23 protein-coding genes and 1 pseudogene are annotated in these 24787 nt (G+C 50.5%); 18 read left to right on the top strand and 6 right to left on the bottom strand.

Features of this window, described 5'->3' with window-relative positions:
- The 7 genes from PEH01S_RS34865 to PEH01S_RS30080 form a co-directional block, all read left to right on the top strand.
- On the top strand, nt 1-349 hold a 349-nt coding region (locus PEH01S_RS34865; protein WP_164828085.1), incomplete at its 5' end, for a hypothetical protein.
- Nucleotides 350-632: 283 nt separating this feature from the next.
- Nucleotides 633-1160 carry an SUKH-4 family immunity protein gene (locus tag PEH01S_RS30105; RefSeq protein ID WP_246063110.1) on the top strand — a complete coding sequence of 176 codons (528 nt, stop codon included), beginning with the start codon at nt 633-635 and terminating at the stop codon, nt 1158-1160.
- A 265-nt stretch (nt 1161-1425) separates the two neighbouring features.
- Entirely contained in the window at nt 1426-2970 is a 1545-nt protein-coding gene (locus PEH01S_RS30100) for a hypothetical protein (RefSeq protein WP_174807186.1), read from the top strand.
- A gap of 253 nt (nt 2971-3223) precedes the next feature.
- Nucleotides 3224-3733: a hypothetical protein gene (locus tag PEH01S_RS30095; protein WP_127489866.1), complete on the top strand. Its 510-nt coding sequence runs from the start codon at nt 3224-3226 to the stop codon at nt 3731-3733.
- A 251-nt stretch (nt 3734-3984) separates the two neighbouring features.
- Nucleotides 3985-4554: a hypothetical protein gene (locus PEH01S_RS30090; protein WP_127489864.1), complete on the top strand. Its 570-nt coding sequence runs from the start codon at nt 3985-3987 to the stop codon at nt 4552-4554.
- Between the two features lie 52 nt (nt 4555-4606).
- Nucleotides 4607-4951 carry a hypothetical protein gene (locus PEH01S_RS30085; protein ID WP_127489862.1) on the top strand — a complete coding sequence of 115 codons (345 nt, stop codon included), beginning with the start codon at nt 4607-4609 and terminating at the stop codon, nt 4949-4951.
- Between the two features lie 102 nt (nt 4952-5053).
- Nucleotides 5054-5575, top strand: coding sequence for a hypothetical protein (locus PEH01S_RS30080; protein WP_127489860.1), 522 nt, complete (start codon nt 5054-5056; stop codon nt 5573-5575).
- Between the two features lie 96 nt (nt 5576-5671).
- On the opposite strand, the gene PEH01S_RS30075 is transcribed toward PEH01S_RS30080, so the two are convergent.
- A complete protein-coding gene (locus PEH01S_RS30075) occupies nt 5672-6019 on the bottom strand; it encodes a DoxX family protein (protein ID WP_407669504.1) in 348 nt (115 codons plus the stop codon).
- Between the two features lie 356 nt (nt 6020-6375).
- On the opposite strand from PEH01S_RS30075, the gene PEH01S_RS30070 reads away from it, so the two are divergent.
- Nucleotides 6376-6816, top strand: a complete 441-nt coding sequence (locus PEH01S_RS30070; RefSeq protein ID WP_127489858.1) for a carbohydrate-binding protein — start codon at nt 6376-6378, stop codon at nt 6814-6816.
- Nucleotides 6817-6882: 66 nt separating this feature from the next.
- Here PEH01S_RS30070 and PEH01S_RS30065 read toward each other — a convergent pair whose 3' ends face one another.
- Nucleotides 6883-12528: an OmpL47-type beta-barrel domain-containing protein gene (locus tag PEH01S_RS30065; protein WP_246063109.1), complete on the bottom strand. Its 5646-nt coding sequence runs from the start codon at nt 12526-12528 to the stop codon at nt 6883-6885.
- Between the two features lie 312 nt (nt 12529-12840).
- Here PEH01S_RS30065 and PEH01S_RS30060 point away from each other — a divergent pair, with 312 nt between their 5' ends.
- The 3 genes and pseudogenes from PEH01S_RS30060 (at nt 12841) to PEH01S_RS36235 (ending at nt 14046) form a co-directional block, all read left to right on the top strand.
- Nucleotides 12841-13269 carry a hypothetical protein gene (locus PEH01S_RS30060; protein WP_127489856.1) on the top strand — a complete coding sequence of 143 codons (429 nt, stop codon included), beginning with the start codon at nt 12841-12843 and terminating at the stop codon, nt 13267-13269.
- A 6-nt stretch (nt 13270-13275) separates the two neighbouring features.
- Nucleotides 13276-13705: pseudogene (locus PEH01S_RS30055) on the top strand (DUF2625 family protein).
- Between the two features lie 38 nt (nt 13706-13743).
- The gene (locus PEH01S_RS36235; protein WP_407669503.1) at nt 13744-14046 is read left to right on the top strand and encodes a DUF5316 family protein; all 303 of its coding nucleotides are present in this window, start codon (nt 13744-13746) and stop codon (nt 14044-14046) included.
- A gap of 203 nt (nt 14047-14249) precedes the next feature.
- Here the strand turns inward: PEH01S_RS36235 and PEH01S_RS34855 are convergent, their stop codons facing one another.
- Both PEH01S_RS34855 and PEH01S_RS35920 read right to left on the bottom strand, forming a co-directional pair.
- Nucleotides 14250-14426, bottom strand: a complete 177-nt coding sequence (locus PEH01S_RS34855) for a hypothetical protein (RefSeq protein WP_164828083.1) — start codon at nt 14424-14426, stop codon at nt 14250-14252.
- A gap of 166 nt (nt 14427-14592) precedes the next feature.
- Nucleotides 14593-14721 (bottom strand): hypothetical protein, encoded by a 129-nt coding sequence (locus PEH01S_RS35920; protein WP_281281541.1) that lies wholly within the window; start codon nt 14719-14721, stop codon nt 14593-14595.
- A gap of 281 nt (nt 14722-15002) precedes the next feature.
- Here PEH01S_RS35920 and PEH01S_RS30045 point away from each other — a divergent pair, with 281 nt between their 5' ends.
- The 4 genes from PEH01S_RS30045 (at nt 15003) to kamA (ending at nt 21141) form a co-directional block, all read left to right on the top strand.
- Nucleotides 15003-15221, top strand: a complete 219-nt coding sequence (locus PEH01S_RS30045) for a hypothetical protein (RefSeq protein WP_127489852.1) — start codon at nt 15003-15005, stop codon at nt 15219-15221.
- Nucleotides 15222-15247: 26 nt separating this feature from the next.
- Nucleotides 15248-17866: a tyrosinase family protein gene (locus tag PEH01S_RS30040; protein WP_127489850.1), complete on the top strand. Its 2619-nt coding sequence runs from the start codon at nt 15248-15250 to the stop codon at nt 17864-17866.
- A gap of 300 nt (nt 17867-18166) precedes the next feature.
- Complete coding sequence (locus PEH01S_RS30035) at nt 18167-19603, top strand: sigma-54 interaction domain-containing protein (protein ID WP_127489848.1); 1437 nt, start codon at nt 18167-18169, stop codon at nt 19601-19603.
- 116 nt (nt 19604-19719) lie between these two features.
- Nucleotides 19720-21141, top strand: coding sequence for a lysine 2,3-aminomutase (gene kamA / locus PEH01S_RS30030; protein ID WP_127489868.1), 1422 nt, complete (start codon nt 19720-19722; stop codon nt 21139-21141).
- A 296-nt stretch (nt 21142-21437) separates the two neighbouring features.
- Here kamA and PEH01S_RS30025 read toward each other — a convergent pair whose 3' ends face one another.
- On the bottom strand, nt 21438-21704 hold the full coding sequence (locus tag PEH01S_RS30025; RefSeq protein ID WP_010496576.1) for a YokU family protein: 267 nt from the start codon (nt 21702-21704) through the stop codon (nt 21438-21440).
- Between the two features lie 378 nt (nt 21705-22082).
- Between PEH01S_RS30025 and ablB the strand changes: the two genes are divergently transcribed.
- Nucleotides 22083-22967, top strand: coding sequence for a putative beta-lysine N-acetyltransferase (gene ablB, locus PEH01S_RS30020; RefSeq protein ID WP_127489846.1), 885 nt, complete (start codon nt 22083-22085; stop codon nt 22965-22967).
- 83 nt (nt 22968-23050) lie between these two features.
- On the opposite strand, the gene PEH01S_RS30015 is transcribed toward ablB, so the two are convergent.
- Entirely contained in the window at nt 23051-23458 is a 408-nt protein-coding gene (locus PEH01S_RS30015; RefSeq protein WP_025848556.1) for a PH domain-containing protein, read from the bottom strand.
- Between the two features lie 259 nt (nt 23459-23717).
- Between PEH01S_RS30015 and PEH01S_RS30010 the strand changes: the two genes are divergently transcribed.
- Together PEH01S_RS30010 and PEH01S_RS30005 are read left to right on the top strand one after the other, a co-directional pair.
- On the top strand, nt 23718-24254 hold the full coding sequence (locus PEH01S_RS30010) for a helix-turn-helix domain-containing protein (RefSeq protein WP_127489844.1): 537 nt from the start codon (nt 23718-23720) through the stop codon (nt 24252-24254).
- Nucleotides 24255-24259: 5 nt separating this feature from the next.
- Entirely contained in the window at nt 24260-24640 is a 381-nt protein-coding gene (locus PEH01S_RS30005) for a transposase (protein ID WP_246063108.1), read from the top strand.
- Nucleotides 24641-24787 lie beyond the last annotated feature (147 nt).

The raw sequence follows: 24787 nt of genomic DNA, 5'->3' as shown, positions 1-24787 counted from the left end.
CTATTCCTTAAGTTATTATAACCGATTGGTCACTAAGGGGACGGGTAAAGGTGGTAGTGGAAAAGCTCAGAATCCCATGTTCGGCGAAGATTGGGATGCATATTTTAAATCTAAATATGGAGATGAAAATGTTACATGGGAGACTAAGGAGGGAGGAAAACCTAGTTCAGGTAATATAGGTGCTAATTCAAAACCTCCAATAAAAGTTGGGTATGGTGAAACAGATTTTAGTGCAATGGCGAAAAAGTATCGAATTGAAAATAAAGCGTTTGACTTAAGGAATCTCGTAGTGGCAGAGATTGAAGTAGATGGCGTTCGTACTCTGAAAGTACAAAGAGAACAGAAGTAAGGCCGAGTGGAAAAGTAAAGGACAAAAATGTGCATTCCGAATGGTTCTATATGAGGACAAAATTTTCTCAAAAAAAAATGGACAGACGTATGTTGTGTTCATCGTGTATATACTGAAAGGGAACCTTGCATTCTTGGTGGTCATAATTGTAAAGATCTACTTGCCACAAAAATTTCCTGATGCTGAAGTAACCTACAGTGTTGGTATGGGGATCCGGATTTAAGAAATCGCGGAAATGCTGAATTAGCTAAAATGCTTGAAAAGTTAAAGGAGGAGTGAGAGTATGGATTTGGATTTTGATATTTGTGAAATTCGAGAGTATTATGATTCTGAATTACGAGACTATGATTACAACGAATTGGTGAGACTTGGTATAATTCATGATGATGCTGACTTTATGGTATCTATTGGAGTACCAGAGAATTATGATGATTTTGTATTCTATGGAAGGGATACTTTTAAAAAAACATTAATTGAAGGTGTAGAATTTATTAATATTGGTCATTATTCATGTTACGGTATACTTGACCCGAATGCACTTTACTTAAAAAAAGGTTGTGATGGACTTTTTATTAATTCATCCCATCATAAGCCACCAATTTATATGCTAAATAAAAACTTGAGAACATTTTTTTTGTTTGAATTAATAAGGAATGAATTAGCAATGAAAATGAAACAAGAAAGTGAATATAATGAACAAAAATATGCACGAGAGCTACGTAAGTTGTATGAGCAAATTGATCCCGTAGCAATGAAGGATCTTGATGGATACTGGTCACATCTAATAGAAGACTATGAAACCGGATTATGAAACCTTGTAAATAGAGCAATGGGTTTTGGTGTAAGTCCATTTACAATTCCAACAACAAGATCGAACAATACAACCAACAAACCAAACACTAAAAAACTTGACAAACAAACTTGATAAACTTTCAAAGGCTTATTCCAACTTGAACGATGAGGAGGAATAAGCCTTTTTCTGTATGCGGTGGAAGGCAACCAAATTTTGTACCTCATGCCCGAGCTCTGGCTCGAAGGTAAAGGTGTACTTCCCGAGTGCCGAGGAAGACGACGGCATGGTCATGAACTCCGTGCGTCATGCGCCCAAAGGAGCGGCTGCCGAGAAGCAGGAGCAGCAAATGCAGGACCCCGGTGTGAAGACGTTCGGGAATCCGCAGGGGAAGGAATTTACGCTCGGGGATAAAGAGCTGACGATGACGGCCAAGGAAGGGATGCTCTACATCTCGATGAACAAGGATGTTGGCGTCAGTCTGAAAAGTACCTCGAATGTGAATATCAATGCGAGTGGTGCCCTGACCTTGAAAGGGGCAGCCGTGTCTTTGTCCGGGACGCAGGGCTTGTCCGTGAAAACGGCGTCGGATACGATAGAGTTTTTGGAGGAAAACAAATCCAGTAGTGAGGAGATTAAGCTAGAGGCGTCAAATCGTAACACGTTTGATCATATGCCAAGTGCGTTTGAAAAGGAATTGCAGGGAAGCAGTGTGGCCGCCATCATGGCGAAGAGAGCCTTCAATAATCAAGTGACTGAGGCGAAAGGGAAGTTAGATGCTCTTGGAGATACCTTGTTAGGCTTGTGGTATGTGGTAGTAGATACCGGAGATATTGCGTCGACCGCGTTACCAACATCGTATCTGGTAGACGCCATTTATGAAGGGGTGACTGGTGAAGAGCGACCTTCTCTCCTCGAACGAAATGATCTCGCTAGAGGAGCTGTAGAAGGTGCTACGAATGCAGTCAATTATGTGGGAGATACGGTAACGGGCAATAAATCTTGGGAACAAATCAAATCCGATGCAAAGTCGTTTGGACAAGGGCTATACGATGACTATATCGACCCATTCGTGAAAGACGCCCAATACGATCAAGATAACTTGCTTAAAGGCGGTCTGTGGACCAGATCTGAAGAACAAAGCTATGCCAAGGGCCAGAATGAGTTTAAGAAAGACATGGTGGTTGCAGAAGTAGCGGTAAGCGCTCTTAGTGCTGGTACAGGTACAGCCGTTACGCGGACAGTGAAAATGGCTAATAAGCTGGATGGGCTAGGTGGTCGAAAGGGTTTGGATGGTGGCGGAGGAAAAGGAATAGGTGGACGATCGCTTGACCCTATCGAAGAACTGATGGATGGCGGCGCTTCGATTTTTGATGGGAAGATGAAGACCAGTGCCAAGACACCCAATGATATGCAGACAGAGATTCAAGCACTGGTTGAAAAGCTTCACATGCAAATGAAAGAGCAGTCGAATAAAGAGATTAATGATAGACTGGATGGGGGGATGGGTCACTCCAGAACCGATATTCAAAGAATGCAAGCAGGGACTACTGGTTCTCGTGCCCCAGGAACGGAAAGGGTACATGCTGAAAAATCTCTCGACGTTCCTAATAAAAACACTTTACCTAAGGTAGTAAACGGAGACTCTGGGCATTCGAATCATTCTCCATCGCTGAATAGTCAGGGTAATAGTACGAACAAAAATAATCCTCAAGGAAATCATAAGCCAGATGCTGAGGGGACGGGTAATGTTGGTCCGAATTTTAGTCCAAATTCCCAAAAAAAATTAAAAAACATGCTCAAGATATTTATGAAACTTCAAGGGATTTAAGTGTTCCAGTTAAAAAGGGGATAAAGAAGGGATGAAAGAGTTCATTTTATCAATTGTAAATGACTCAAAAAATCTCGCAATTCGAAACCTTTTGAGTGGAATACAATCGACTCTGTAGACGCTTTTGTTAAGGGTGATGCAATTGTTTTAGTTAATCGAATTACAAACGAACTATTGACTTTCTTAGAAAAGGAGATCGTTTATCAAGTAAGTTAAAATCCGAATTAGATTTAATTAGAGAGTGAGGATGACTATGAATAACTATATAATATCTTTTACAAAAAAGTTTGATTATTTTTTCGAGCAAAAAGAAATTTCAAATATTATTTATTTACATGATGAGGATGATAATGAGAGATTAGACCATGTCCTTTTCCTTGAGAAAGATAATGGTGATGTTATAGGCTTGTATATAAAAGGCATGAATCCGTTAATCTCAGTGAATAGAATTTACGATTTGGATGATTTTAATTTATTTGCTAGTTATGAAGGATTAATTGAATGCAAGGAAAATATTGAACTCAAAATAGAGTATATAGGTTTGTTTTTTAGCACTCAATACAACGAATTATTGGGTTTCTATTTGGCGAATAACGATGCCTCTAGTTCTATATTTATATTATTTTTACAAGATGAAATTTATATGGAAAAGGATTGTAGTAAATACGAAGCTAGTAGGATGCTTGAAAAAAGATATTCGTCTGAAGGTTTTATAACTTACGAAAAAAAATGTGAGACTGACTGGAAACAAGAAAACTTCTAACAGACGAACAAGCAGAAAACAGGCAAGCTAATAGGTGGTATCGCTAGTAGTCTTAGCAACCGCCGTTACTTTTTAGTAGATTGGTTTTACAACATAGGGGACGGGTAACGCTGATAATGCTTTAGTAACCTCATGTTGATAATAGGCCTGTAGATACTCACTTTGGTGTAAGTCAAAAAAAGCTCTAGAGAAGCTGGATATGATAATAAGATAAAATTATTTGCAAAACACTAGAAGAACAGGAGGCAAAAATGAAACGGGTATTCTATATGAAAACGAGGGAACGTGTTCCAGGAGATGAAAAAAATATTTACCTCGATAAAATTGGAGGAGTACCAACTCATAAACCAGAAAAATTCCCTATTCATTTAGAAGATGAAGAATATGGATTTGTAATGCAAATCTATTGCGATAAGGAGAAGTTTCCCAATATTGAAGGGGTTTTAGGTTGGCAGATATATCAAGATGTTAATGAAGAAGATATTCCAATCATTATAGAAGCACCAATTGGTGCAGAATTGAATAGTAATAATGAAGGCACGCCTATTAATCGATTAAAAGAGCGTATCATATACTATGAAGAAGGGCTAGAACCAGATGTATTAGAGATTGGTCTTGGAATTTATAGCGATGAGGAAGAGGATAGGTATTTTTCATCAAAAATAGGTGGTGCTATTCCAGAAGATTATATAAGTCCTGATTTTGAATATATTGGACGAATGTATGAGAGTATTTATGACGCTGATGACTACGGCTTGAATTTTGGTATTGAAGTTTTAAATCTGGCTAGAAATCATAAAGGGGAAATGGAATTAATATGAAAAAATCCCTTTATTACGTGCATTTTATTTAAAAAAGAAGGAAGAGCTGTCTATGACGAGAATCGCTATAACGCTTTTATCTGAAAGCGCTAGTCATTTGTTAATGACTATCAAGAAACATACGGGTTTAGGTCTATCAGAGATTAAAACTCGTATTAGTCATATCAATCCTCTTATGGAAGTTGACTATGTGAATAATAATGAGATGGAAAAAATGAAAGATTTAGTCGAAGATTTAATTCAACATAAAGCGAACTTCAAACTTTTTGAACATGACGAAGATTACAAAGAAGAGTTACCGCTTGAATACTTTATGAATAGCTTTAAAATGGCACGACAAATTGCAGAAAATCGAGAAAGAATGGACGAGATTTTAGTAAAAGAAGACGACAAATAAAGAGAAACAGGAGGTTACCCTAATACCTTTATAAGCTTTCTCAACTTTGTTTGTACGCACGGGTGAACTGAAGTTTACAACTTTTACAGAAGAGGCGATCTTTTGCGAGACAAATTGATGACCTCTATTGTTCTGTATGGTCCCATCGAAGCTCGGGAAAAGAACATATGGGACTGGTATCAATATTCATTGAAACTAAATAAAGGGTTAGGATATCCTTCGACCCATTTGGGTATTATCGGAGATAGCTTTAAATCAGGAAAGTTAACTACAACGAAACGAACAGAAACAAAGTTAAAAAAGGCGTTAGAGAATGGGGAGAGTATTGAGACCGTATCTCTCTACTCATTACCTGAGGGATTTACTCAAGCGGCATTTGATTTTAATACTTTTTTTTCAATGAATAGAAGCCTAAATCAGTTCATTATAGTTTCAGTCCCGAGTGTAGATTTTAGCAAATTCGACAAGAGAGACATGATAAGGGATTTAGGGCGCTTTATTACATGCAGAAAGGTTGAAGTCTTTGAACTCTCAATTCTGGAAAGCCCTTTGATTTATGCTTCCAAAGTAAATCAAGAATCCGATTTTAAGAGTCTGAAAAAAATAGACAAGTATGATTTGTAGTTATACAAACGTTAATTGGCTTCATGCTTTTTGCACACGAAAACGTATCGTTAACACACAAGGACAGCTTTCGCAGCTGTCCTTGTATCGTGCCAATTATACTTTCTTCAGGTTCCGGATAATGACCATGATCGATAAAATCAAACAAACCAATGCGGGGATGGTGGTTGCAACCGGTTGATTTGCCCGAAAAATATGGGCATGAATCGCTCCTAACAAAAGAATTGCCAATAATGCGCCTGCCCCAATAGCCAACCGTCGGTTCCGGATACCGGCAATCAGCATGATACCTCCAATCAGTTCAAGAAATCCGGTTACTGACATAAACCACAACGGGTATTGGTAGTGCTGCCAATGCTCAACCTGAAACGGAACACGTAACAGCTTTATAATGCCCCCTGTAAAAATAAAAACGGCCAGAATCACTTGCAAGACTTTAGCTATGATTTGACTTCACTCCTTATGAAAATGTTGTGCATAGGCACCTTCATTTGCAAAGCATGCCATATAACAAGTTCTCTCTTGATTAGATCTTCTCCGGTGCCAGGAAAAGCCCGATGCGAGTTAAAGTACTCTACCGCCATCAATACCCGCTTGGGAACGTCTGTGCTTCTACATTAGGTGTAAGGCGGGTTGAGTCAACCCAAATCGTGTAACAATCGTGCTCACTTTCGTTTCGTGAAACAAAAAAATACGCACAACCAAATATCAATTTAAATATTACTCAATAATAACATTACTTTCAAGTAATATTTTTTTTGGTTCGCCGATTAATAAGTGGTGGAAACAACTATTCCGAAGTGTTGAAAACATGGAAAGCGGAAGGCGCCAAGAAACGCAAGACGTCGACAGATCGTTCCTCCGTCGGTTTTTACGGCAGCGGCCGGAAGGCCGGATTTGTTGACCAAAGCGGTCGGTTATGGCGGGCAGGCATTTCGTGGGACAAGAGCTTGCACCATGTGACGTTTAACGCGCCGCAGGCCGGTCTTTACGAAATCGCCGTGGACTACGCTTGGATACCGGACAAATTGTATCCGACCGAACACGATATTCAGATCAACGGCAAATGCCCGTTTTATGAAGCGAGACGCATCGTAATAGCGAAGATATGGGCTGACCAAAAAGCGGCTTTCGAGCAGGACACGCCAGGCAACGAAATAACACCGCGCCAACGGCAATTGAAGCAGTGGCAGACGACCCCTTTACGAGATGCCAGCTATTTGAACGACGAACCTCTCTAACCCGCAAAAAGAAAACGCAAACCCGGCGATTCCAACCTTACCAGGTTTGCGTTCTTTACTTTCTGCTTATTGATCCGCCGACCGAGCCCACCGCAGCAGCAGCACGGCCGCTTCCGCCCGTGTCGTATGCTCCTGAGGCGCAAATCGACCGTTCTCCCGCCCTTGAACGAGTCCGTGATGCCGGGCGGCAGCAACGTAACCCTTAGCCCAGACGGGAATTTCCGCCGCATCCGCAAACATCGAGAGCTCCGCTTCAGGCCCCGCTTGCAAGTGGGAAGCCCGAGCCGTCATTGCAATCATCTCGGCCCGCGTCACTTGCGCGTCCGGGCGGAAGGTTCCGTCCTCATATCCATCAACGATCCCGCGCTGTGCGGCCATCGACACGGCTTCGGCGGCCCAAGACGGGATGGCTTCCTGATCCGCGAAGGCTACCGCCGGAGGAACGGTCGGCCCCGACTTGTCGAATCCTTTGGTTCGGACCAGCAGCGCAATGAACTGGACCCGGGTGACCGGATCGTTCGGCCGGAACGTTCCGTCGTCGAACCCATCGACGATGCCGCAGCCGGAAGCCTCCGAGACAGATGACTCCGCCCAATGTCCGGACATATCGGTAAACCGCACCTTCGCTAGCGGGACGCAAGCCGCCGAAGAACCGGCAGGCTTATCGGGTACAGCCGGCTGTTTGTCAGGCAATGCCGGCTTCGGCAGCACTTGAGGCTCCTCGGCAGGAGCCGGGCCCCCTCCTCCCATATTCCCCCCGGAGGAAGAGTCCGACGGCTGCTCCGGGACAGCCTCCCGATGAACGCGCACCGTATAGGTCCGCACGGTTTGCCCGTCCGGTGCCGTTACCGTAATCCGAATCGTTGTTGCCCCAACCTGCAAAGAAATCGACGCAGATGCTTCCCCGCTAAGCGCCACCTTGCCGTTGATCGAGATCCGGGCGTTCGGGTCATAGACCGACGCCGTCACCGTTGTGCTGTCTATCGAATGGCCTACGTTCGCCTCGTACGCGGTGATTTCGCTGTCAAATGCCGGAGACAGCGCCGCTCCGGCCAGTCTTAGACCGGTTAAGCCGCCGTTCGTGCTTGGCTTGCGGGTGACCTCCACCGTGTAGGCCTGCGTGCTGACGCGGTCTTGCGCAGTTACCATAATCGTTAGGCGGTTGACGCCAACCTGGAGCGCGACCGGTTGGGACGGCTGATGACTAGCCGCTTCTCTGCCGTTAACGGTCAGCAGCGCATTCCGGTCATAGACCGATGCCGTCACCGTCATGCTCGTCATCCCATGCTCGACAGCTGCTTCATAATGAACAATGCCGCTATCGAACGCCGGGCTCAAAGTTCCCTCAGATAACAAGAGCCCGTTCAAGAGGACATTGGAGCTCGGCTTCCGGTGTACCATCACTGTATACGACTGCGTCGTGACTCCGTCTTGCGCGGTCACCGTGATCGTTATCGGGTTGGCTCCCACCTGAAGCTCTACAGGCAGTACCGCCTCTCCGCTTGCAAAAAACTGTCCGTTGATGCGAATCGAGGCTTCGCTGCTCACCGCTTTTGCCCTCACCGTCAGCGCGTAGACGTCATTCGTGACGGTCGCCGTATAGCGCGTCGTCCCTCCTTGGAATTCCGGAGCCAGAGCCGCGTGACTCAGCGTCAGCTCGCTCAATTGCACTTCGCTGGACGGCAATCTCGTAACCAGCACGTTGTAAAGCTGAATCGTCGTTCCGTCCTGCGCCGTCACCTGAATCGTGATCGTCTGAGCTCCAACACGGAGCCGAAGCGGCCCCGAGACGGCTTCCCCATCCTGCAGCACCAGAACCGAAGCGTTCCCGTCAGCAGGAACGGCAGTCACCGTAGTCGCCGTCACCGAATACGGAACTTGGGCCGTATACCGGTAAGTCGTCCCGGTGACCGTTTCATTCAACGTCATGCCGCTGAGCTTCAAGGTGTGCAGCAATGCATTGTCCGATACAACCGTGAACGTATGGCTTACGGAAAATGGTCCCGTATTGCCAGCCGCATCCGTCGCCTGCGCCTTCACGGCATGCGTACCTACAGCCAGACTATCCGTTAGCGTATAGCTCCACCTTCCGCTCTCGTCGGCAGCCGTTTCCGCCAGCGACACTTCGTCCACGTACACGCTCACCGTGACACTGGCTTCCGCCGTGCCTGCGATGGCCGGCTTCGACCGGTTGGTCGCGGCGCCGTTAGCCGGGCTTGTCACGACAGGCGCCGGAGGGGCCAACGTATCTACCGTGAACCTGATCTCTACGGATGGCGGGCTAAGATTACCGGCGACATCCGCTGCCGTCGCCCTAAGCGTATAGACGCCATCGACGAGTGTGAAAGGCGGAATAAAGGTCCAGCTGCCTCCCGCATCCGCCATCACGGTGCCTGCCGGGCTTCCGTTCACCACCACATGGACAGTGGCATTGGCTTCAGCAGTCCCTCGAATAACCGGCTTGCTTTGTTTCGTCGCCGTACCATCAGCCGGAGCAAGGATGACCGGAGCCGCGGGCGCTTCGGTATCTACCGTAAAACGCAAGGTGGCAGACGCGGGACTCATATTTCCCGCCGCATCCTTCGCCCGTACTTTGACCGCATGCCCGCCATCCGCCAGAACGTCCGGAAGCGAATAAGACCAACTGCCTCCGGCATTTGCCGTTCCTGCTGCCGTCTCGGTTCCATCCAAATCGATGATAAGGGCTGCCCCCGCTTCGGCGGTCCCGGAGATCACCGGTCGGTTGCTGCCTGTGATGGCCCCGTCGGCCGGCGTAAGGATGACCGGGGCGGCCGGGGCTTGCGTATCTACGATGAAGGAAACCACGGCGGATGCCTGGCTGGCATTCCCTGCCGCATCCGCTGCGGTAGCTTTCAGGCTGTGCGCACCGTCAGCCAAATCCGTAGGCCACGGGTACGTCCACGTGCCGCTGCCGTCTGCGGTCGTCGTGCCGGCCGGAGCCGCGTCCAAATACAGCGCTACGGTCGCGCCCGCTTCCGCCTGACCGGCAATGACCGGCCTAGGGCTATTGATCCAAGCGCCATTGACCGGTGTACCGATCACCGGCGGTGCCGGAGGCTGCGTATCGATGGTATACGATATTTCCACGGAAGACGGACTTTCGTTGCCTGCGGCGTCCTTCGCAACCGCCTTGACTTTGTGAATGCCATCCGCCAGCGCGGCGGCCGGAGTATATGACCATCGGCCGCTTCCGTCTGCAGTCACGGTCAAGCTCGCCCCACCGTCCAACGTGATGGTCACGGTCGCATTTGCTTCCGCCGTGCCGGTTACCGTCGGCTTGTTGTTCGGAAGAACCGCCCCTGCCAACGGCGCCGTTACGATAGGAGCCGCCGGAGGCGTCCGGTCGATGCGAACGACAGCCGAGCTGACCGAACTGAAGTTGCCTGCGTTATCGGCGGTTCTTGCGCTCACCGTCGTCTGGCCTTCGGCCGTAATCGTCACCGGGCCCGTATAGGCCGTCCACGCGAGCGTCGTCGCCCCTGCCAAGCTGTATTCCGTACGATTTACACCCGACCCGCCGCTATCCGTTCCTCTTGCGATCGTTACCGTGACGTCCGCATTCGTCCAAGAACCGGCGGATGAACTAAGGGCAGGAGCCGTAGGCGCCGTCCGGTCGATTTTCACGACGGCGGAGGCCATAACACTGGTATTCCCCGCATTATCTATCGTCCTCGCACTCACCGTCGTCTGGCCTTCAGCCGTAATCGCCACCGGGCCGGTGTATGTCGTCCACCCTAACGTCGTCGCTCCCGTCAGGCTGTACTCCGTTCGGTTCACACCCGAGTCCCCGCTGTCCGTTCCTCCTATGATCGTCACAGCCACGTTCGGCGCGGAGGTCCATTGCAAGGTCGCCGGACTTACTGTCGGTACAGTCGGCGCCGTTTTATCCACCTTCACAATAACGGTGCCGGTCGAGCTCACATTTCCGACATTGTCCACCGTTCTCGCGCTCACTGTCGTTTGCCCCTCGGCGGTAATCGTCACCGGGCCCGTATAAGCCGCCCACGCGAGCGTCGTCGCTCCCGCCAAGCTGTACTCCGTTCGGTTCACACCCGAGCCCCCGCTGTCCGTTCCTCCTATGATCGTCACCGTGACATTCGAGCCGGTCCATGAACCTGCGGATGCGCCAAGGGTAGGCGCCGTCGGGGCAGTCCGATCGATTTTTACGACTGTCGAGGCGATAACGCTTATATTTCCCACATTGTCTATCGTTCGCGCACTTACCGTCGTTTGGCCCTCTGCCGTGATCGTCACCAGACCAGTATACGTCGTCCAAGCCAGCGTCGTCGCGCCGGATAAGCTGTACTCCGTACGATTCACGCCGGACCCGCCGTTATCGGTTCCGGACGTAATCGTTACCGTGACATCGGAGGCTGTCCATGACGCTGCCGAAAGCTTGATGGCCGGCTGCGTCGGCGCCGTACGATCGATTTTGACGACGGCCGTCGCGATTGGGCTTACATTGCCTGCGAGGTCTATCGTTCTTGCGCTAATCGTGGTTTGTCCGTCATTCGTAATGGTTATCTTGTCCCCCTCGTTGTAAGGCGTCCAGTCGAGTGTCGTCGCCCCGGACAAGCTGTACTCCGTACGGGCGACCCCGAAGTCCACATCCGTGCCCGGCGTGATCACCGCCGTTACGTCTTGTGTGCTCCACTCGGGGCCCGGGCCACTGATTGCCGGAGCCGTAGGCGGCGTAAAATCAAACGTGAGCTTATATACGTTCACATTGGTTTCCCAATTCTCGTCATATCCGCCCATAGCGTACACATCATTCCCGAATACCGACAGTTGGGCATTGGTAAGCTGTCGGATCGTAGCCGTGTCCTTTGTCCATCGGTTCATCGCCGGATCGTATATATAGAAATACTTTTTTCCCATCACCAGCACTTTGCCGTCCGGCAGCGTCGCCTGGGCATGGCGGGAAAACGTGTCGCCTTCATACGGCAGACTCGCCGCCTTGGTCCACGTATTATTCGAAGGATCGTACAAATAAGCATCGAAGCGGTAGACGTAATGGCTCAGCCCGCCGGTAACGAGAACGCGTCCATCCTTTAGCGTGCTCTGTGCAGCATCGTAAATGGGATAAGGATACGGAGCCGCTTCCTCCCAACGATTCGTACCCGGATCGTACAAATAGGCCTGATTATACATCGTGCTGCGGTCGACTCCCGACCAAATCTCGTTCGCTCCGCCTACGATAAGCACCCGGCCGTCCAGCAAGGTGCTTTGGGTGTTTCCGAATATACTCCCTACCGGCAATGACGCGCCATCAGACCAGGTATTGGAGTAGGGGCTGTAAATTTTGGTCACGTTATTGTAAACGTATCCTGTCCCTGGGACAAACTTCGACCCGCCTGTGACGAGTACTCTTCCGTCCTTCATCATGCTTTGCTTGTGATAAGAAAGCTGCAAGGGCGGCGCAAGCGAAGTCCAGGACCGATCCGTCGGGTTGAATGTATAGGAATACCGCGCAAAAGTAGACGAATTTGCCTTTTGTCCCCCGGTTACCAAGATACGGTTGCCGGACTGCACCGCACTGGACGTAACGCCCGAAATATTTTCCGGCAAGTTCGCCGAATCCGGCAATTGCTCCATCATGACTGCCGCATGCGCAAGCTGATTTCCCCCTGCAAGCACGCTCACCAAAAAGACTGCGCTCCAAAACAGTCTCCGCAATGTGATATGGATCAAACTCGAATTCACTCCTTCGGAATCGTTCCTTGTTACTTTGGGTCCAAATAGTTATAACTAGAGTACCAAATGGAGCTGCCGAACGATATTAACTTTGGTTAACTCCGAATCGTTAAATTTTTTATTAAGATCGTATTGTTGTATAATTTTTGGATGAAGAGAGGGCTTACTTACGATGACCTTTATGTTGCTTGAACATTCCCCGCGTCCGTTGAAGCTCCGTGGCAACAAAATAACGGCCGCCACCGTCATTCCTTTAAGCAAAGAGCGAATGCCGCTTGCGATTACGTCGGAACCAAGAGCGGCCTGACCATGAAGCTAATCAACTGCGGGGGTTACATAAGCGCGGCGCCGGAAGCCAAGGATGCGTTTTACCTTTCAGACGTGACGCCGGCGACCTTAGACGAAGCGGCTTCCGGTGCACAGGACGGAGAGGTATTTGTGCCCATCCATGGAACTTGGCGTATTCATCGGCTGCAGGCAGCTGGGATCAAGCCGCTTCATTGGCCGGATTCCTTCGACAGCTACTGGATCACGGTATCGTTCGTTCAAAACCATCTTGTCCGAGGCTGCGGATGGCTTCGCCAAACAGGGACAACCGGCGAAATGATCCTTGTTAACGGCGAGCTGGATTACGGCCGTCCTCTCACGATCACGGCGATGAAAACATTACGGAAGGCCACCGTCGAGTGCGAATGCCGGGATTTTGCTCTTGTCGAAGTTAATTCGATCTCTACATAGAATGAGGTGCTGCATCAACTGCAAGTGACGACCAGATCCGTATTGGGTACAGCTGCGTATTATACGGGCGGCATCCTCATCGAGAACGATTGCCGACGATGTAGTAGGCGGCTTTTTTACGCTGAACGGGGGAGCCTTCGAGGGCAAACCGGGAGATGTATTTTATTTTGCTCCCGATACGTTGGAATGGGAAAGCCTGGATATGGGTTTTTCCGATTTTTTATATTGGGCTTGCTTTGGCGATGTGCAAAAATTTTACGAGACTTTTCGTTGGGAAGGGTGGGTGGAAGAGATTCGGCATATGGATGGAAATCAGGGAGTGTTGATTTATCCGTTCTTATGGGCGGACGGCGACCCGGTTACCGATCACGCCAGATCCGTCGTCCCGGTCGAGGAACTATGGAAAATTTTTGTAAGTGATAGTAAACTGAAATAAGAACGTACTATGGGATAAGATTCTATCTAAAATGGAGCGTGATCCTTGTGAGAAACTCCTTCATCCTTGGGCTGAGTTGCTTGCTCGTTGTCGCACAGATCGCTATCTTTTTGCAAGACCCTGCTGTATTTTATACGTATGCCGGGATATTCGGGCTGATTTTTACGGGAGCGGCAGCTATTCTTACCGGTTCCAACGTAAGCGGTGATCGGGCGAGGGCCGACTATTGGATCAGTACCACCAATGATAGAACGGCGAGAGGAAAGTGGGCGGCTTATTGTTTTATGATCGGATTCCCCAACCTGCTCCTGGCCGCCATCGTTTATTTCGTTTGGATGTAATCTAAAAAAGCCGTGCATGCCCTTAAACCAAAGGACCAGCTTTTCCGTCCGGTTGTCCCGTCCAAACCAAGAGAAACCATGGGGTCCAAAGGCATCCATCGCTCCTCCCAACAGCTCCTTCAACGCAGCCCTCGCGCGCTTTACGTAGCTGGCGTCCACCTGCCCGATGGGATACTCGGCGGTAACTCCTCTTACTTGGCCTGTCACGGCATCCACCCGCCCCGGAGAGCATTCACGCCCCCGGCGTAGAACATCCAGCTATCCATTCCGCGATGGATCTCTCTCGACCTGGAGATCCCTTCGACTTTGAACTTCCCCTTCGGGTCCAACATTTGCACAGCTTGGGTCACATTGGCCTCAAGCGCGGCCACAGCTTCCAAGCTCTCGTCCAGCTCATCCTAGGAGTGCATGATATCGACGGCTTCGACTTCCCCGGTCTTTTATTGACCGCCGCATACGCAGCCGTATTTTTGGAAGCAACGATCCATTGAGCCTCATTTTCCCCGTAACTGTTTCATGCAGCTCGATTTGTACGGGCTTGCCCTGTCACAGCTCCTGCATCGCCTGATGCGCCTCTTCCACCGTCTTCGGATCGAGCTCCGTCAGCGGCTTTCCGATCAACTTCTCTGCTGCAAAAGCCTTCTGCGGCACGTGCACCGCCGGAATCGAAGCCATAAACAAGCCGGCCGCCGCAACCGTTGTTGCGATCAGTAATTGATAAGGTTTCGTTGTACATCTTCCTCTCCCGCATATTCAATACACCCATTAGAGTCTTGGCGGTCTCCGTTTGGTTCTCGGCGGCGCAAATTTTTTTCGCCAGGCTTTCGCGAGTGCAAGATTCCGATTTGCGCATGCTGTGACGGCTGAATAAAACAGCCTATTCAAAGGAAACCCTAGTACCGGGTTAGGGAGCTTTTGCCATTAAACCTCAGCAACTGCAATGAAGGGAGAACGTGATGGAGAAACAAGAAGCAGCATCGTTAACCGAAACCCATATCATTGATGGTCACACCGTCGAAATCCGCAGAAACGGCGGCAAGGAAGAACTATGGATTGACGGCATACGCCGAAAGTTCTTCCTATACGATGACGGTTACAATCTATTCGACGATGCCTACGCGCCTCCTCAAAAAACCTTGCTTAAGGCCGTTGAAGCTTATTTACGCAACGCCTGATCCCACCGGAAAAGGAGAGAGCTGTTATGTATTGCCGCAAAAATTTTATCGATTTGACCGTGGAAGAGCGTGATCGGCTGGCAGCCGCCTTTAACGATTTATACAGCAAGGGACAGATCACTGCTTATGCGAATGAGCATGGAAACCACTTCGATCACGGTATTCATTGGGGGCCGGCTTTTCTTCCGTGGCATCGCTACTTTCTATTGACGGTCGAACGGGAGCTGAAAAAAACGGACGCGCGGATCTTTCTCCCTTACTGGGATTGGACGCGAGCCGATTCCCGCAATCTTGACGCGGAGCCCTGGAAATCGTTTTTCGGCGGACGTAATAACACGGGAGGTCGTTTCGACCATTGGAGCTATACGCGCGCCTTGACTCCGCCGCCGAACAGTGCCCCTCTCCCAAGTCTTGACAATGTGATTGACGAATTGCAGGCCAGCACCTTTGCCGGATACCGCAGGATGGAGTGCGGCAGCCATGCTCCCGGCCATACCTGGACGGGAGGGACGATGGCGGGCGGACAGTCGCCATTGGACCCGCTATTTTACTTGCACCATTGCAATGTGGACAGGCTGTGGGCCATCTGGCAGCGCAATCATCCCGGAGCGGAGCAGTATACGTTGGACGACACAAACTGCCCCCGTAGAGTCGATGCGGCTTTTGTCCCGCTTAACGATCCGATGATCGGCGGGGCCACGCCCGCATCTATGCTAAACCACACCGCATTATCTTACTTCTATCCCAATGACGATCTTCTGGAGTCCAGAGCGCGTGACCGCGGGCTGCCTGCCATCGTGTCCGGCGATGTCACCAATATCGTTCTTGAAACTTCGCAAGTGATCTTTAACGATGTTCCGGAAGGCGATACGACCAAACGTGCCATTCTATTCCGCGTTTCAGGCTGCAAATCCGTTACCTTCCATATTACCAGCGGTCCGACAGGGCCATTTTCGCTCTTTGCGCCCGGGCCTTTTACGTTCCCGGCCGGGTCCTTTCCCAATGACCAGCTCCGGATATGGGTCATGTATACGGGCAGAACTCCCGGCAGCAGCGATAGCGGCGTGATATCGGTGGTAGCCCGCAATGCGTTTGGCGACGAAGTGCAGCGCTGGGAAAACATCCCGATCTTGGCCAACTCCGTTGCACGCCCAAGGGTTGCCGTCGCCTTGGTTCTTGACGAATCCGGAAGTATGCTGCTCCCCGCAGGGAATAATCGGACACGTCTTGAAGTGTTGAAATGGACGGCCAATACTTTCATAGACCGGCTGTATGACGATAATGGTCTGACAATGGTCTCTTTCGCGGATACGGCGAAGAAGCTTACCGATCTCCAGATCGTCGGCCCGCTAAATTCTTCGGTTCGTGCGAATGCCCGCACCAAAATCAGGGATCACGGCCCGCCCGGCCTTTACCCAACCACATCGATCGGAGCGGGCCTTCAGATCGCTGCCAATGAATTTAATACGTCGCCGAACGCCGCCGATTTCGACATAAAAGCAACCATTGTTTTTACCGACGGCTTTGAAAATACGGCTCCCTTCATTCATGAAGTCTCTTCCCTGATCAATGATCGGGTCTATGCGGTCGGTATGGCGGATGCCGCCAATGTCAAAAACGACACTCTTCGCTCGCTTGCGAATAACACGGGCGGTTATATGCTTGTCACCGGGGCGGTTGCTCAGGATGACGAGTTCCTGCTTCAAAAGTTCTTCATTCAAATTCTTGCCGGCGTCCTGAACCGCAATATGGTGCGCGATCCGGCCGGTTGGCTTATCCCGGGACAAATCGTCCGCGTTCCGTTTACGATCACCCGATCGGATATTGATTTTGATGCAGCGGTACTTTCCCGGGCTCCAAATTATATTGTTATCGGACTGGAAACGCCGGACGGCACGGTTGTGGATCCGTCACAGCTTCCCGCCGATTCATTCCGGCCCGGCAAAACGTCAACAGGCATGCGTATCATGCTGCCGCTTGTCATTGACGACAAGGAGCACTGGGAAGGAGAGTGGAATCTGCTGCTCTCGTTTCAATGGGGGGTCGGGATTTCCTCAACAACAGCTTTAACAGCAGCAACTGGATTTTCCCAGCTGGAAGCACTGCCCTTTCATGCGCTCGTTCACGCCCGGTCCAATCTTCACCTGCGGGCCTATATCGATCAAAGCGCCCTAACTCCGGGTGCCCAGATTCATCTGAAGGCCGTGCTTACAGAATATGGCCAGCCGCTTGAGACCCGTCCTCAAGTCAAAGCCGCAATAACTCATCCCGATGGTACAGGTAGTGAATTGGTATTAAGCGAAACGGGACATGGCGAGTTTGAAGCATCCGTCACTGCGCATCAGTCGGGTGTTTACCGTTTTTACGTTCAGGCCGCGGGTTTGTCGTCACACGGACAAGCCTTTACCCGCCAACAATTGCTTACCGTTGTGGTGGGACATCTATCGCATGATCCTGGTACCTCTCCGGAAAACACCGTTCTCTGCAAGCTGCTGAAGTGTCTGTTTTCCAGGGACGTGATGACCGAACGGTTTGACCGGAAGCTCGGGGACCTCGGGATAGATTGGGAACAATTGAAGCGGTGTGTGGCCTGCATTTGCGGCTCGCATGACCACAATCGGGCGCCGGATGATTTGATCAAGTAAGGCCGGATTCCATGCTGATGCACGACGAGCCTAACGGGAACCGCTCTTCTCGTTAGGTTCTTTCTTGTCCGTTACTATACCGCCTCTTAGTACCTCTGGTTTTCACAGAAACATACCTTCGGTTTGCAAATCATCCATTCCAAAAGATATGCATCGCTGTCTTTTGAAAATTTTGCCTAAATTGTGTTTATCAAGTAGAATAGTTCCGTACCTTATTCGCGTGAGGGGGGCAGTGTTCTTTTCTTATTCCACATCCCATATGGTTTTAGGTGAGAAATTTTTCTTGAGGCGGTGATCCTGATGTCCGATCCGAACGAATTCGGGTCCCAATATTTCGAGAAAATATTAAATATGGTCGACGTGGGCGTCCATCTGGTGAACCGGGAAGGCACGACCGTCTTTTACAACGATAAAATGGCGGAGATCGACGGCCTTGCGCGGAAGCAGGTGCTGCATAAAAATATTTTTCACGTCTACCCTTCCTTAACCCACGAAACGAGCACGCTGGCCAAGGTGCTGCAGACCGGTCAAGAGGTGCCGGAGAAAATACAGACCTACGTCAACGTCACGGGTAAACGCATTACGACCATCAACCGCACATACCCGCTCTTCGATAACGGTCAGCTCACGGGAGCCTTGGAGGTCGCCAAGGACATTACCAGCATCGTTCAGCTTCACGACCAGATTCTGGACCTTCGCCACCAGCTGTACCAAGCCAAGCAGAAGGACGGCAAAAAGACGGGCGCGGCCCGCTATCATTTCAGCGACTTAATCGGAGAGAGCCCGGCGTTTCTGGAAGCGGTTTCTACAGCCAAAAAAGCGTCCCGCACCAGCTCCCCCGTCTTCATCTGCGGGGCTACGGGCACGGGCAAGGAATTGTTTGCCCAGAGCATGCATAATGCGAGCGTCCGCCGCAATCATCCGTTTATCGCGCAGAACTGCGCCGCCGTGCCCGGCGACCTGATGGAGGGCATCATGTTCGGGACGACCCGAGGCGCGTTCACCGGAGCGGTGGACCGTGCGGGCTTGTTCGAGCAGGCCAGCGGCGGCACACTGTTTCTGGACGAGATCAACAGCTTGGATCTGCTGCTGCAGGCCAAGCTGCTGCGGGTGCTGCAGGACGGCATCGTGCGGCGAATCGGGGGGACGACGGAGCAGCAGGTGAACGTCAGAATCGTCGCGGCGATGAACATGGACCCGCAGGAGGCACTGGACAAAGGCATTTTGCGGCACGACCTCTTTTTCCGGCTAAATGTCGTCAACCTGCAGCTCCCGCCGCTGCTGCGCAGACAGGAGGACATTCCGCTGCTCGCGCAGCATTTTATTGAGAAGTTCAATCCGATGTTCGGCATGAAAATTACGGGACTGGCTCCGTCTGCCATGCAGCGGTTCATGGCTTACGCCTGGCCCGGCAACGTCCGCGAATTGGGGCATGCCATCGAATCCGCCTTCAATATGATCGAGCCGGAAGAGGAGATCATTGAGGAGCATCACCTGCCCTCGAATCTGAGAGAGGCTCCCTGTCCCGTGCCGGTCCCCGCTCTGCGGAAGCCTGATCTCACCGCGTTCCCGGCGGGGAAATTGACCGACCGGATGAAGCAGATGGAGCGGGAAGCGATCGTCGATGCACTCAAGCGCCACGGCTACAACATCAGCCTTGCCGCACAAGCGCTGGGGATCAAGCGGCAGGCTTTGCAGTACAAGCTGAACCGGTACGGGATTGCGAGGAAGCCGTAGCAGCGGAATTTTTTGCAGATCGGCATGGGCCCAGCATCTCCCAATATTGGCATGGTTTTTGCTTATTAAATAAGCGAAAACGATTGATGGAGGTGCTCACGATGAGCGTACCGATGATGGACCCGCAAAGCAAAACGAACGTTCCCCCTCTCAGCAGCAAACGGCACTGGAAGGACGTCGAGCTGTGGAAAGACGTGACGGAGGAGCAGTGGAACGATTGGCTGTGGCAGTTGACGCACACGATCCGCACCTTGGACGAGTTGAAGCAGGTCGTGAATTTGACTCCCCAGGAAGAGGAAGGCGTGCGCATTTCGACGCAAACGATTCCATTGAATATAACGCCGTATTACGCTTCGCTGATGCACCCGGACGATCCCCGCTGCCCGATCCGCATGCAGTCGGTTCCCATCTCCGCAGAGCTGCTGAAGACGAAATACGACCTGGAGGACCCGCTCCACGAGGACGAAGATTCCCCGACGTCGGGCTTAACCCACCGTTACCCGGACCGGGTGCTGTTCCTGGTCACGAACCAGTGCTCGATGTACTGCCGCTACTGTACGCGCCGCCGCTTCTCGGGCCAAGTGGGCATGGGAGTGCCCAAAAAACAGCTGGACGACGCCATCGACTACATCCGCCGCACGCCGGAAGTCCGCGACGTGCTCCTGTCCGGAGGCGACGGCTTGCTTATCAACGACAACATCGTGGAATATATATTGAAAAATTTGCGGGCGATCCCCCACGTCGAAATTATCCGGATCGGCACGCGGGCACCGGTCGTCTTCCCGCAGCGCATTACGGAAAACCTGTGCAACATCCTGAAAAAGTACCATCCGGTATGGCTGAACACCCATTTCAATCATCCCTTGGAAATTACGGCCGAGGCGAAGCAGGCTTGCGAAATGCTGGCTAACGCGGGCGTTCCGCTGGGGAATCAAGCGGTCATTCTGGCGGGCATTAACGATAGCACGCATATTATGAAAAAGCTGATGCACGAGCTGGTCAAAATCCGCGTCCGCCCCTACTATATTTACCAATGCGATTTGTCTGAAGGCATCGGCCATTTCCGGGCGCCCGTGTCCAAAGGGCTGGAGATTATCGAGGCGCTGCGCGGCCATACTTCCGGCTATGCCGTCCCGACCTTCGTCGTCGACGCCCCCGGAGGCGGCGGAAAAATCGCGCTGCAGCCGAACTATCTGATCTCGCAAAGCCAGGATAAAGTCATCCTGCGCAATTATGAAGGCGTTATCGTCGGGTACCCGGAGCCGAAAAATTATATCCCGGGCCGCGCCGACGAATACTTCAACGAAATTTACGGCATCCAGCAGATGCCGGCAAGCACTGGAATTATCGCCCTCATGAAGGATGAAAAATTCAATCTGGTGCCGGAAAACTTGCACCGCATCGGCCGCAGAAAATCGTACGAGGAAGCCTCCGAGCACACCTCGCTGAAAGACCGCCGGCAAAAGCGGGATGAAATGAAGGAGAAGCTGATCAAAGCGGTGAAGCAGAAGGAGAATGCTTCGAGCGCGGAGGCGTGAGTTGGCGGTAGGGGGAGTTTTGATGGCTCCCCCTTGGGGCGTCTGGTATGTGGGGGTTGTGCAAGGATTTTGGCATGCGGAAGGGCTGTGTAGGGGGGCACGTCTGCTGGGCGTTTTTTTTAAATGCTTGGATTTTTAGCAACGTACGCCGCTCCCGGAACGCGTTATGTCACAGCACAGACGGCGGTCAGCCCCTGGCGCGAAACATCCGGGCAAGCGAATTAGCCCTCACGCATCCCCATAGGGAGCGTCGAGGGCTTTATTCGGGCTGCGGCGGGCAGTAGATGCGTCCCAGGTCAGCCCTTGCTCGAAAATTTGTTGATTCGCGGCGCGTTCATCAGCTCTTCGTAACGGAATTTGCTTCCCAGCGCAGAGAAATCGTTCAAATAAAGCGCCTCTTCAATTCGCTGCGACATGCTTTCGGTCACGTATTGTCCGCAATTAGGACAGTCCAACGCCGGAGCTTCCAGAATCTGCACCGCCGTTTTCCCGTCCGGCGCGACCCAATAGCAATCTTTTACGCTCTCGCGGATCGGTTCCGCATCGCACCACATACATTTCATCGTTCATTCTCTCCTCTCTCCAGGTTGTCATTATTTTTACCATATGGTATATAAGCAAAGTTGATGCCAACTTCGGATTGAAGATGAAATAACCTTATTGGACGGTTGGAAGCCATACAGCGCCGCAAAATCTTTTGCATTTCACCATCGTTTTGCAGCAAAACTTTTTGTCCGCAGGGAGAACGGACGTGACCCTCTCTCGCATTGGCCCTGTTTTTGCTTTAAACTTAGGGAGGAACCGCTCGAGTGAGACGGATTTGCGAAGATAGCTTTCCTGCGGAAAGCTGAGCCAACGCTTACGAAGCAGCTTTCCTGCGGAAAGCTAAGCTCATGCTTACGAAGTCAGCTTTTCTACGAAAAGCTCTGAGGAGGAAAAAAATGCTGGAAGAACAAGCTTACTATACCAATCAAGTCGAGCAGGGACGCGACTACGAGATGCATGTCTGCCTCGATTTTTTTAACAAAAGGATACGGGTGGATGATTACCGGGGAAATATTGATGCTATTTACGGGCGGATGTGCGAGCTTGCCAGCCAGCACGCGTTAACCAAAGCTTTCGTTAAGTCGCGTGAAGAAGATTGGCCAGTCTTTTTATCCAAAGGCTGTATGCTCGAAGGGATTTATAAGGGCTATTTTCTGGGCGGCGACGCCTACTGCATGGCTGTCTACTTCGATCTGGAGCGCCGGACCAGCGATTATTGGATTGAGGAGGATCAAATTCTGGGACAAGTGCTTCAACTCCCCTTGAAGCCGGAACGCCCGCAGTTACCCGCAGACTGTGCGCTGCGCGTTGCCCAGCCCGAAGACGCCAAAGCCCTTGCCGCTTTGTACGGCCAAGTGTTTCAAACGTACCCAACCCCGATGAGCCAACCTTGGTACGTCGAGAAGGTTATCCGGGAGGGCACCGTCTTTTATATTGTGGAACAAGCGGGCCTGCTGATCAGCGCCGCCTCGGCGGAAATCAACGAAGCTTACCGCAATGCGGAAATTACGGATTGCGCTACGCTCCCCGCTTACCGCAAGCTTGGGCTGATGAGAGTGCTCATTTATGCTCTGGAAGAGGAATTGCGCAGCAGGAACATCTTTTGCGCCTATTCGCTGGCGCGGGCCCTGTCGTTCGGCATGAATGCCGCCCTCGGGCAAATGGGATACCGTTACTACGGCAGACTAACGAAAAGCGTCGAGATTTACGACAAATTCGAGGATATGAATCTGTGGGTTAAAGACCTTGCGCAGAAGGAAGAAGGCCGGAACGAGAACTAACCTCCACAGCCTTACAATGCAACCAACGGGAATCCTGCCCTGCCAATCCAGCGCGGATTGCAGGGCCGCCGTGGTTGCTTGGTTTAGGATTCGATTTCAATTTTATGGTTTATCGTTTTGAGCCTCGTCAAAAACTGCTGCTCACGATCCGGCGAAATCAGGATGCTTCCTTGGTTGTGGGTAATTTCCAAACGGTCTAGTGACAGGGCCGGACTGGAAGTTCCGTTATTGGTTCTCCGTATTCGTCGTATGGAGGAAATGGGAATTCGCCAGCGAAATGGACCGGACTTGACGATGAGCATGTCATGCTGCACTTCATAATTCGTTGTGAACCACATCCACATGAAAAAAGCGAAAGTAAGCAGCAGCACAGGGACAATGATCCAAAACTTCATCCAAATGCTAAGCGCCGTCAAAAAAATCAGGGCAATAATAACCCCCCAATGAATAGCAGCAAAAACGCCATCCTTCTTACTTCCGAATCTCTCCATAGTCCACCTCCATGCATCTTTATTTTATTAAAAAATGTAATTAGATACAATGATTACATATTCCTATTCATAAAAAATGACCTCCCGCTATTAGAAAAACGAGCGCATGCATCTGGCATGCTACGCTCAAATTCGCATACGGGCAGGTCATCGTGTGCAGCATCTCAACCGGTATTAGAACGGGGCTAGTGCCCCATCTGAAATCGTAGTTGGAAAAACGGGTAAATAACCTTATCAACTACGATTCGGAGGGATTATTATGACGTTGTTTGTTCGTGAGTTAACGATTGAAGAAGGCAATAAGCTTGTCCATATCGCCCGTAGAGGTACAAACCCGGTTGAGGTTCGCCGCGCTCTACTGATTCTTGCCTCTGCCCAGAAAATGAAGGTACCTGAAATCAGCAGTCTGTATCATATTTCTGGCGAACATATCCGTAAAACAATACATCGTTTTAATACAGAAGGCATGGATTCCCTAAAACCTAACTATGGCGGGGGCCGTCCCCCGACTTTTACAGCAGAACAACGAGAAGCGATTATCGATTTGGCGCAGATCCCACCGCATACCATTGGGTATCCGTTCACCAATTGGTCACTTTCGAAATTGAAAGACGCTGCTGAAGAACGAGGCATTGTTCCGTCGATTTCCATTGAAACGGTAAGGGTCATTCTTGACGAAGCACAAATTACGTATCAGCATACAAAGACCTGGAAGGAATCCACGGACCCTGAATTTGAAGTTAAAAAAAACGAATCGAATCGCTTTACGAAGCGCCTCCAACAGACGGGCGCGTGATTTGTGTGGACGAATTCGGACCTCTTTCACTGCAACCATTCCGTGGAAAAGGCTGGTTTCAACAACGCCGTCCCAACCGTTTACGTGCCACATATACCCGACCTCATGGCGTTCGCCATTTGCTTGCTGCGCTCGATTTAAAAACGAACAAATTATATGGCCATGCATCGAAAACGAAGAAACACGAGGATATTCTGCGTTTTTTCAACGTGCTTCGCCGTCGTTTCCATCGTTCTGAAAAGCTCTACATCATCCTCGATAATTTCTCGCCACATCACCATAAGAAAGTGAAGGCTTGGGCAGACGAAAACAACGTTGAGTTGATCTTCACACCGACCTACGCATCCTGGCTAAATCGTATTGAATGCCACTTCGCCACTTCGTAAATTTGTACTGGAAGGTAGTGACTTCAGGGAACATAAAGATCTCGGTTCAGCCATTCAAGCTTATCTGCGATGGCGAAATAAAAACAAACGTCATGCTGCTATTTTACGTGAGCAAAACAAGATCAAGGTTGTCTGATGAGGCACTAG

Origin of the sequence: Paenibacillus ehimensis NBRC 15659 (genome assembly GCF_004000785.1) — a bacterium.
GTDB lineage: Bacteria > Bacillota > Bacilli > Paenibacillales > NBRC-103111 > Paenibacillus_G > Paenibacillus_G ehimensis.
The sequence above is the reverse complement of the archived record's forward strand: the minus strand, read 5'-3'. Positions and strand labels throughout refer to the sequence as shown.

What these genes read in the sequence shown, in the direction of transcription:
- PEH01S_RS30015 (WP_025848556.1), bottom strand. Translation starts at nt 23,458, where the DNA reads ATGGAGAGATTCGGAAGTAAGAAGGATGGCGTTTTTGCTGCTATTCAT.
- PEH01S_RS30010 (WP_127489844.1), top strand. Translation starts at nt 23,718, where the DNA reads ATGACGTTGTTTGTTCGTGAGTTAACGATTGAAGAAGGCAATAAGCTT.
- ablB (WP_127489846.1), top strand. Translation starts at nt 22,083, where the DNA reads ATGCTGGAAGAACAAGCTTACTATACCAATCAAGTCGAGCAGGGACGC.
- PEH01S_RS30025 (WP_010496576.1), bottom strand. Translation starts at nt 21,704, where the DNA reads ATGAAATGTATGTGGTGCGATGCGGAACCGATCCGCGAGAGCGTAAAA.
- PEH01S_RS35920 (WP_281281541.1), bottom strand. Translation starts at nt 14,721, where the DNA reads ATGGCTTCGATTCCGGCGGTGCACGTGCCGCAGAAGGCTTTTGCAGCA.
- kamA (WP_127489868.1), top strand. Translation starts at nt 19,720, where the DNA reads ATGGACCCGCAAAGCAAAACGAACGTTCCCCCTCTCAGCAGCAAACGG.
- PEH01S_RS30045 (WP_127489852.1), top strand. Translation starts at nt 15,003, where the DNA reads ATGGAGAAACAAGAAGCAGCATCGTTAACCGAAACCCATATCATTGAT.
- PEH01S_RS30105 (WP_246063110.1), top strand. Translation starts at nt 633, where the DNA reads ATGGATTTGGATTTTGATATTTGTGAAATTCGAGAGTATTATGATTCT.
- PEH01S_RS30095 (WP_127489866.1), top strand. Translation starts at nt 3,224, where the DNA reads ATGAATAACTATATAATATCTTTTACAAAAAAGTTTGATTATTTTTTC.
- PEH01S_RS30060 (WP_127489856.1), top strand. Translation starts at nt 12,841, where the DNA reads ATGAAGCTAATCAACTGCGGGGGTTACATAAGCGCGGCGCCGGAAGCC.
- PEH01S_RS30040 (WP_127489850.1), top strand. Translation starts at nt 15,248, where the DNA reads ATGTATTGCCGCAAAAATTTTATCGATTTGACCGTGGAAGAGCGTGAT.
- PEH01S_RS30100 (WP_174807186.1), top strand. Translation starts at nt 1,426, where the DNA reads ATGGTCATGAACTCCGTGCGTCATGCGCCCAAAGGAGCGGCTGCCGAG.
- PEH01S_RS30035 (WP_127489848.1), top strand. Translation starts at nt 18,167, where the DNA reads ATGTCCGATCCGAACGAATTCGGGTCCCAATATTTCGAGAAAATATTA.
- PEH01S_RS30090 (WP_127489864.1), top strand. Translation starts at nt 3,985, where the DNA reads ATGAAACGGGTATTCTATATGAAAACGAGGGAACGTGTTCCAGGAGAT.
- PEH01S_RS30085 (WP_127489862.1), top strand. Translation starts at nt 4,607, where the DNA reads ATGACGAGAATCGCTATAACGCTTTTATCTGAAAGCGCTAGTCATTTG.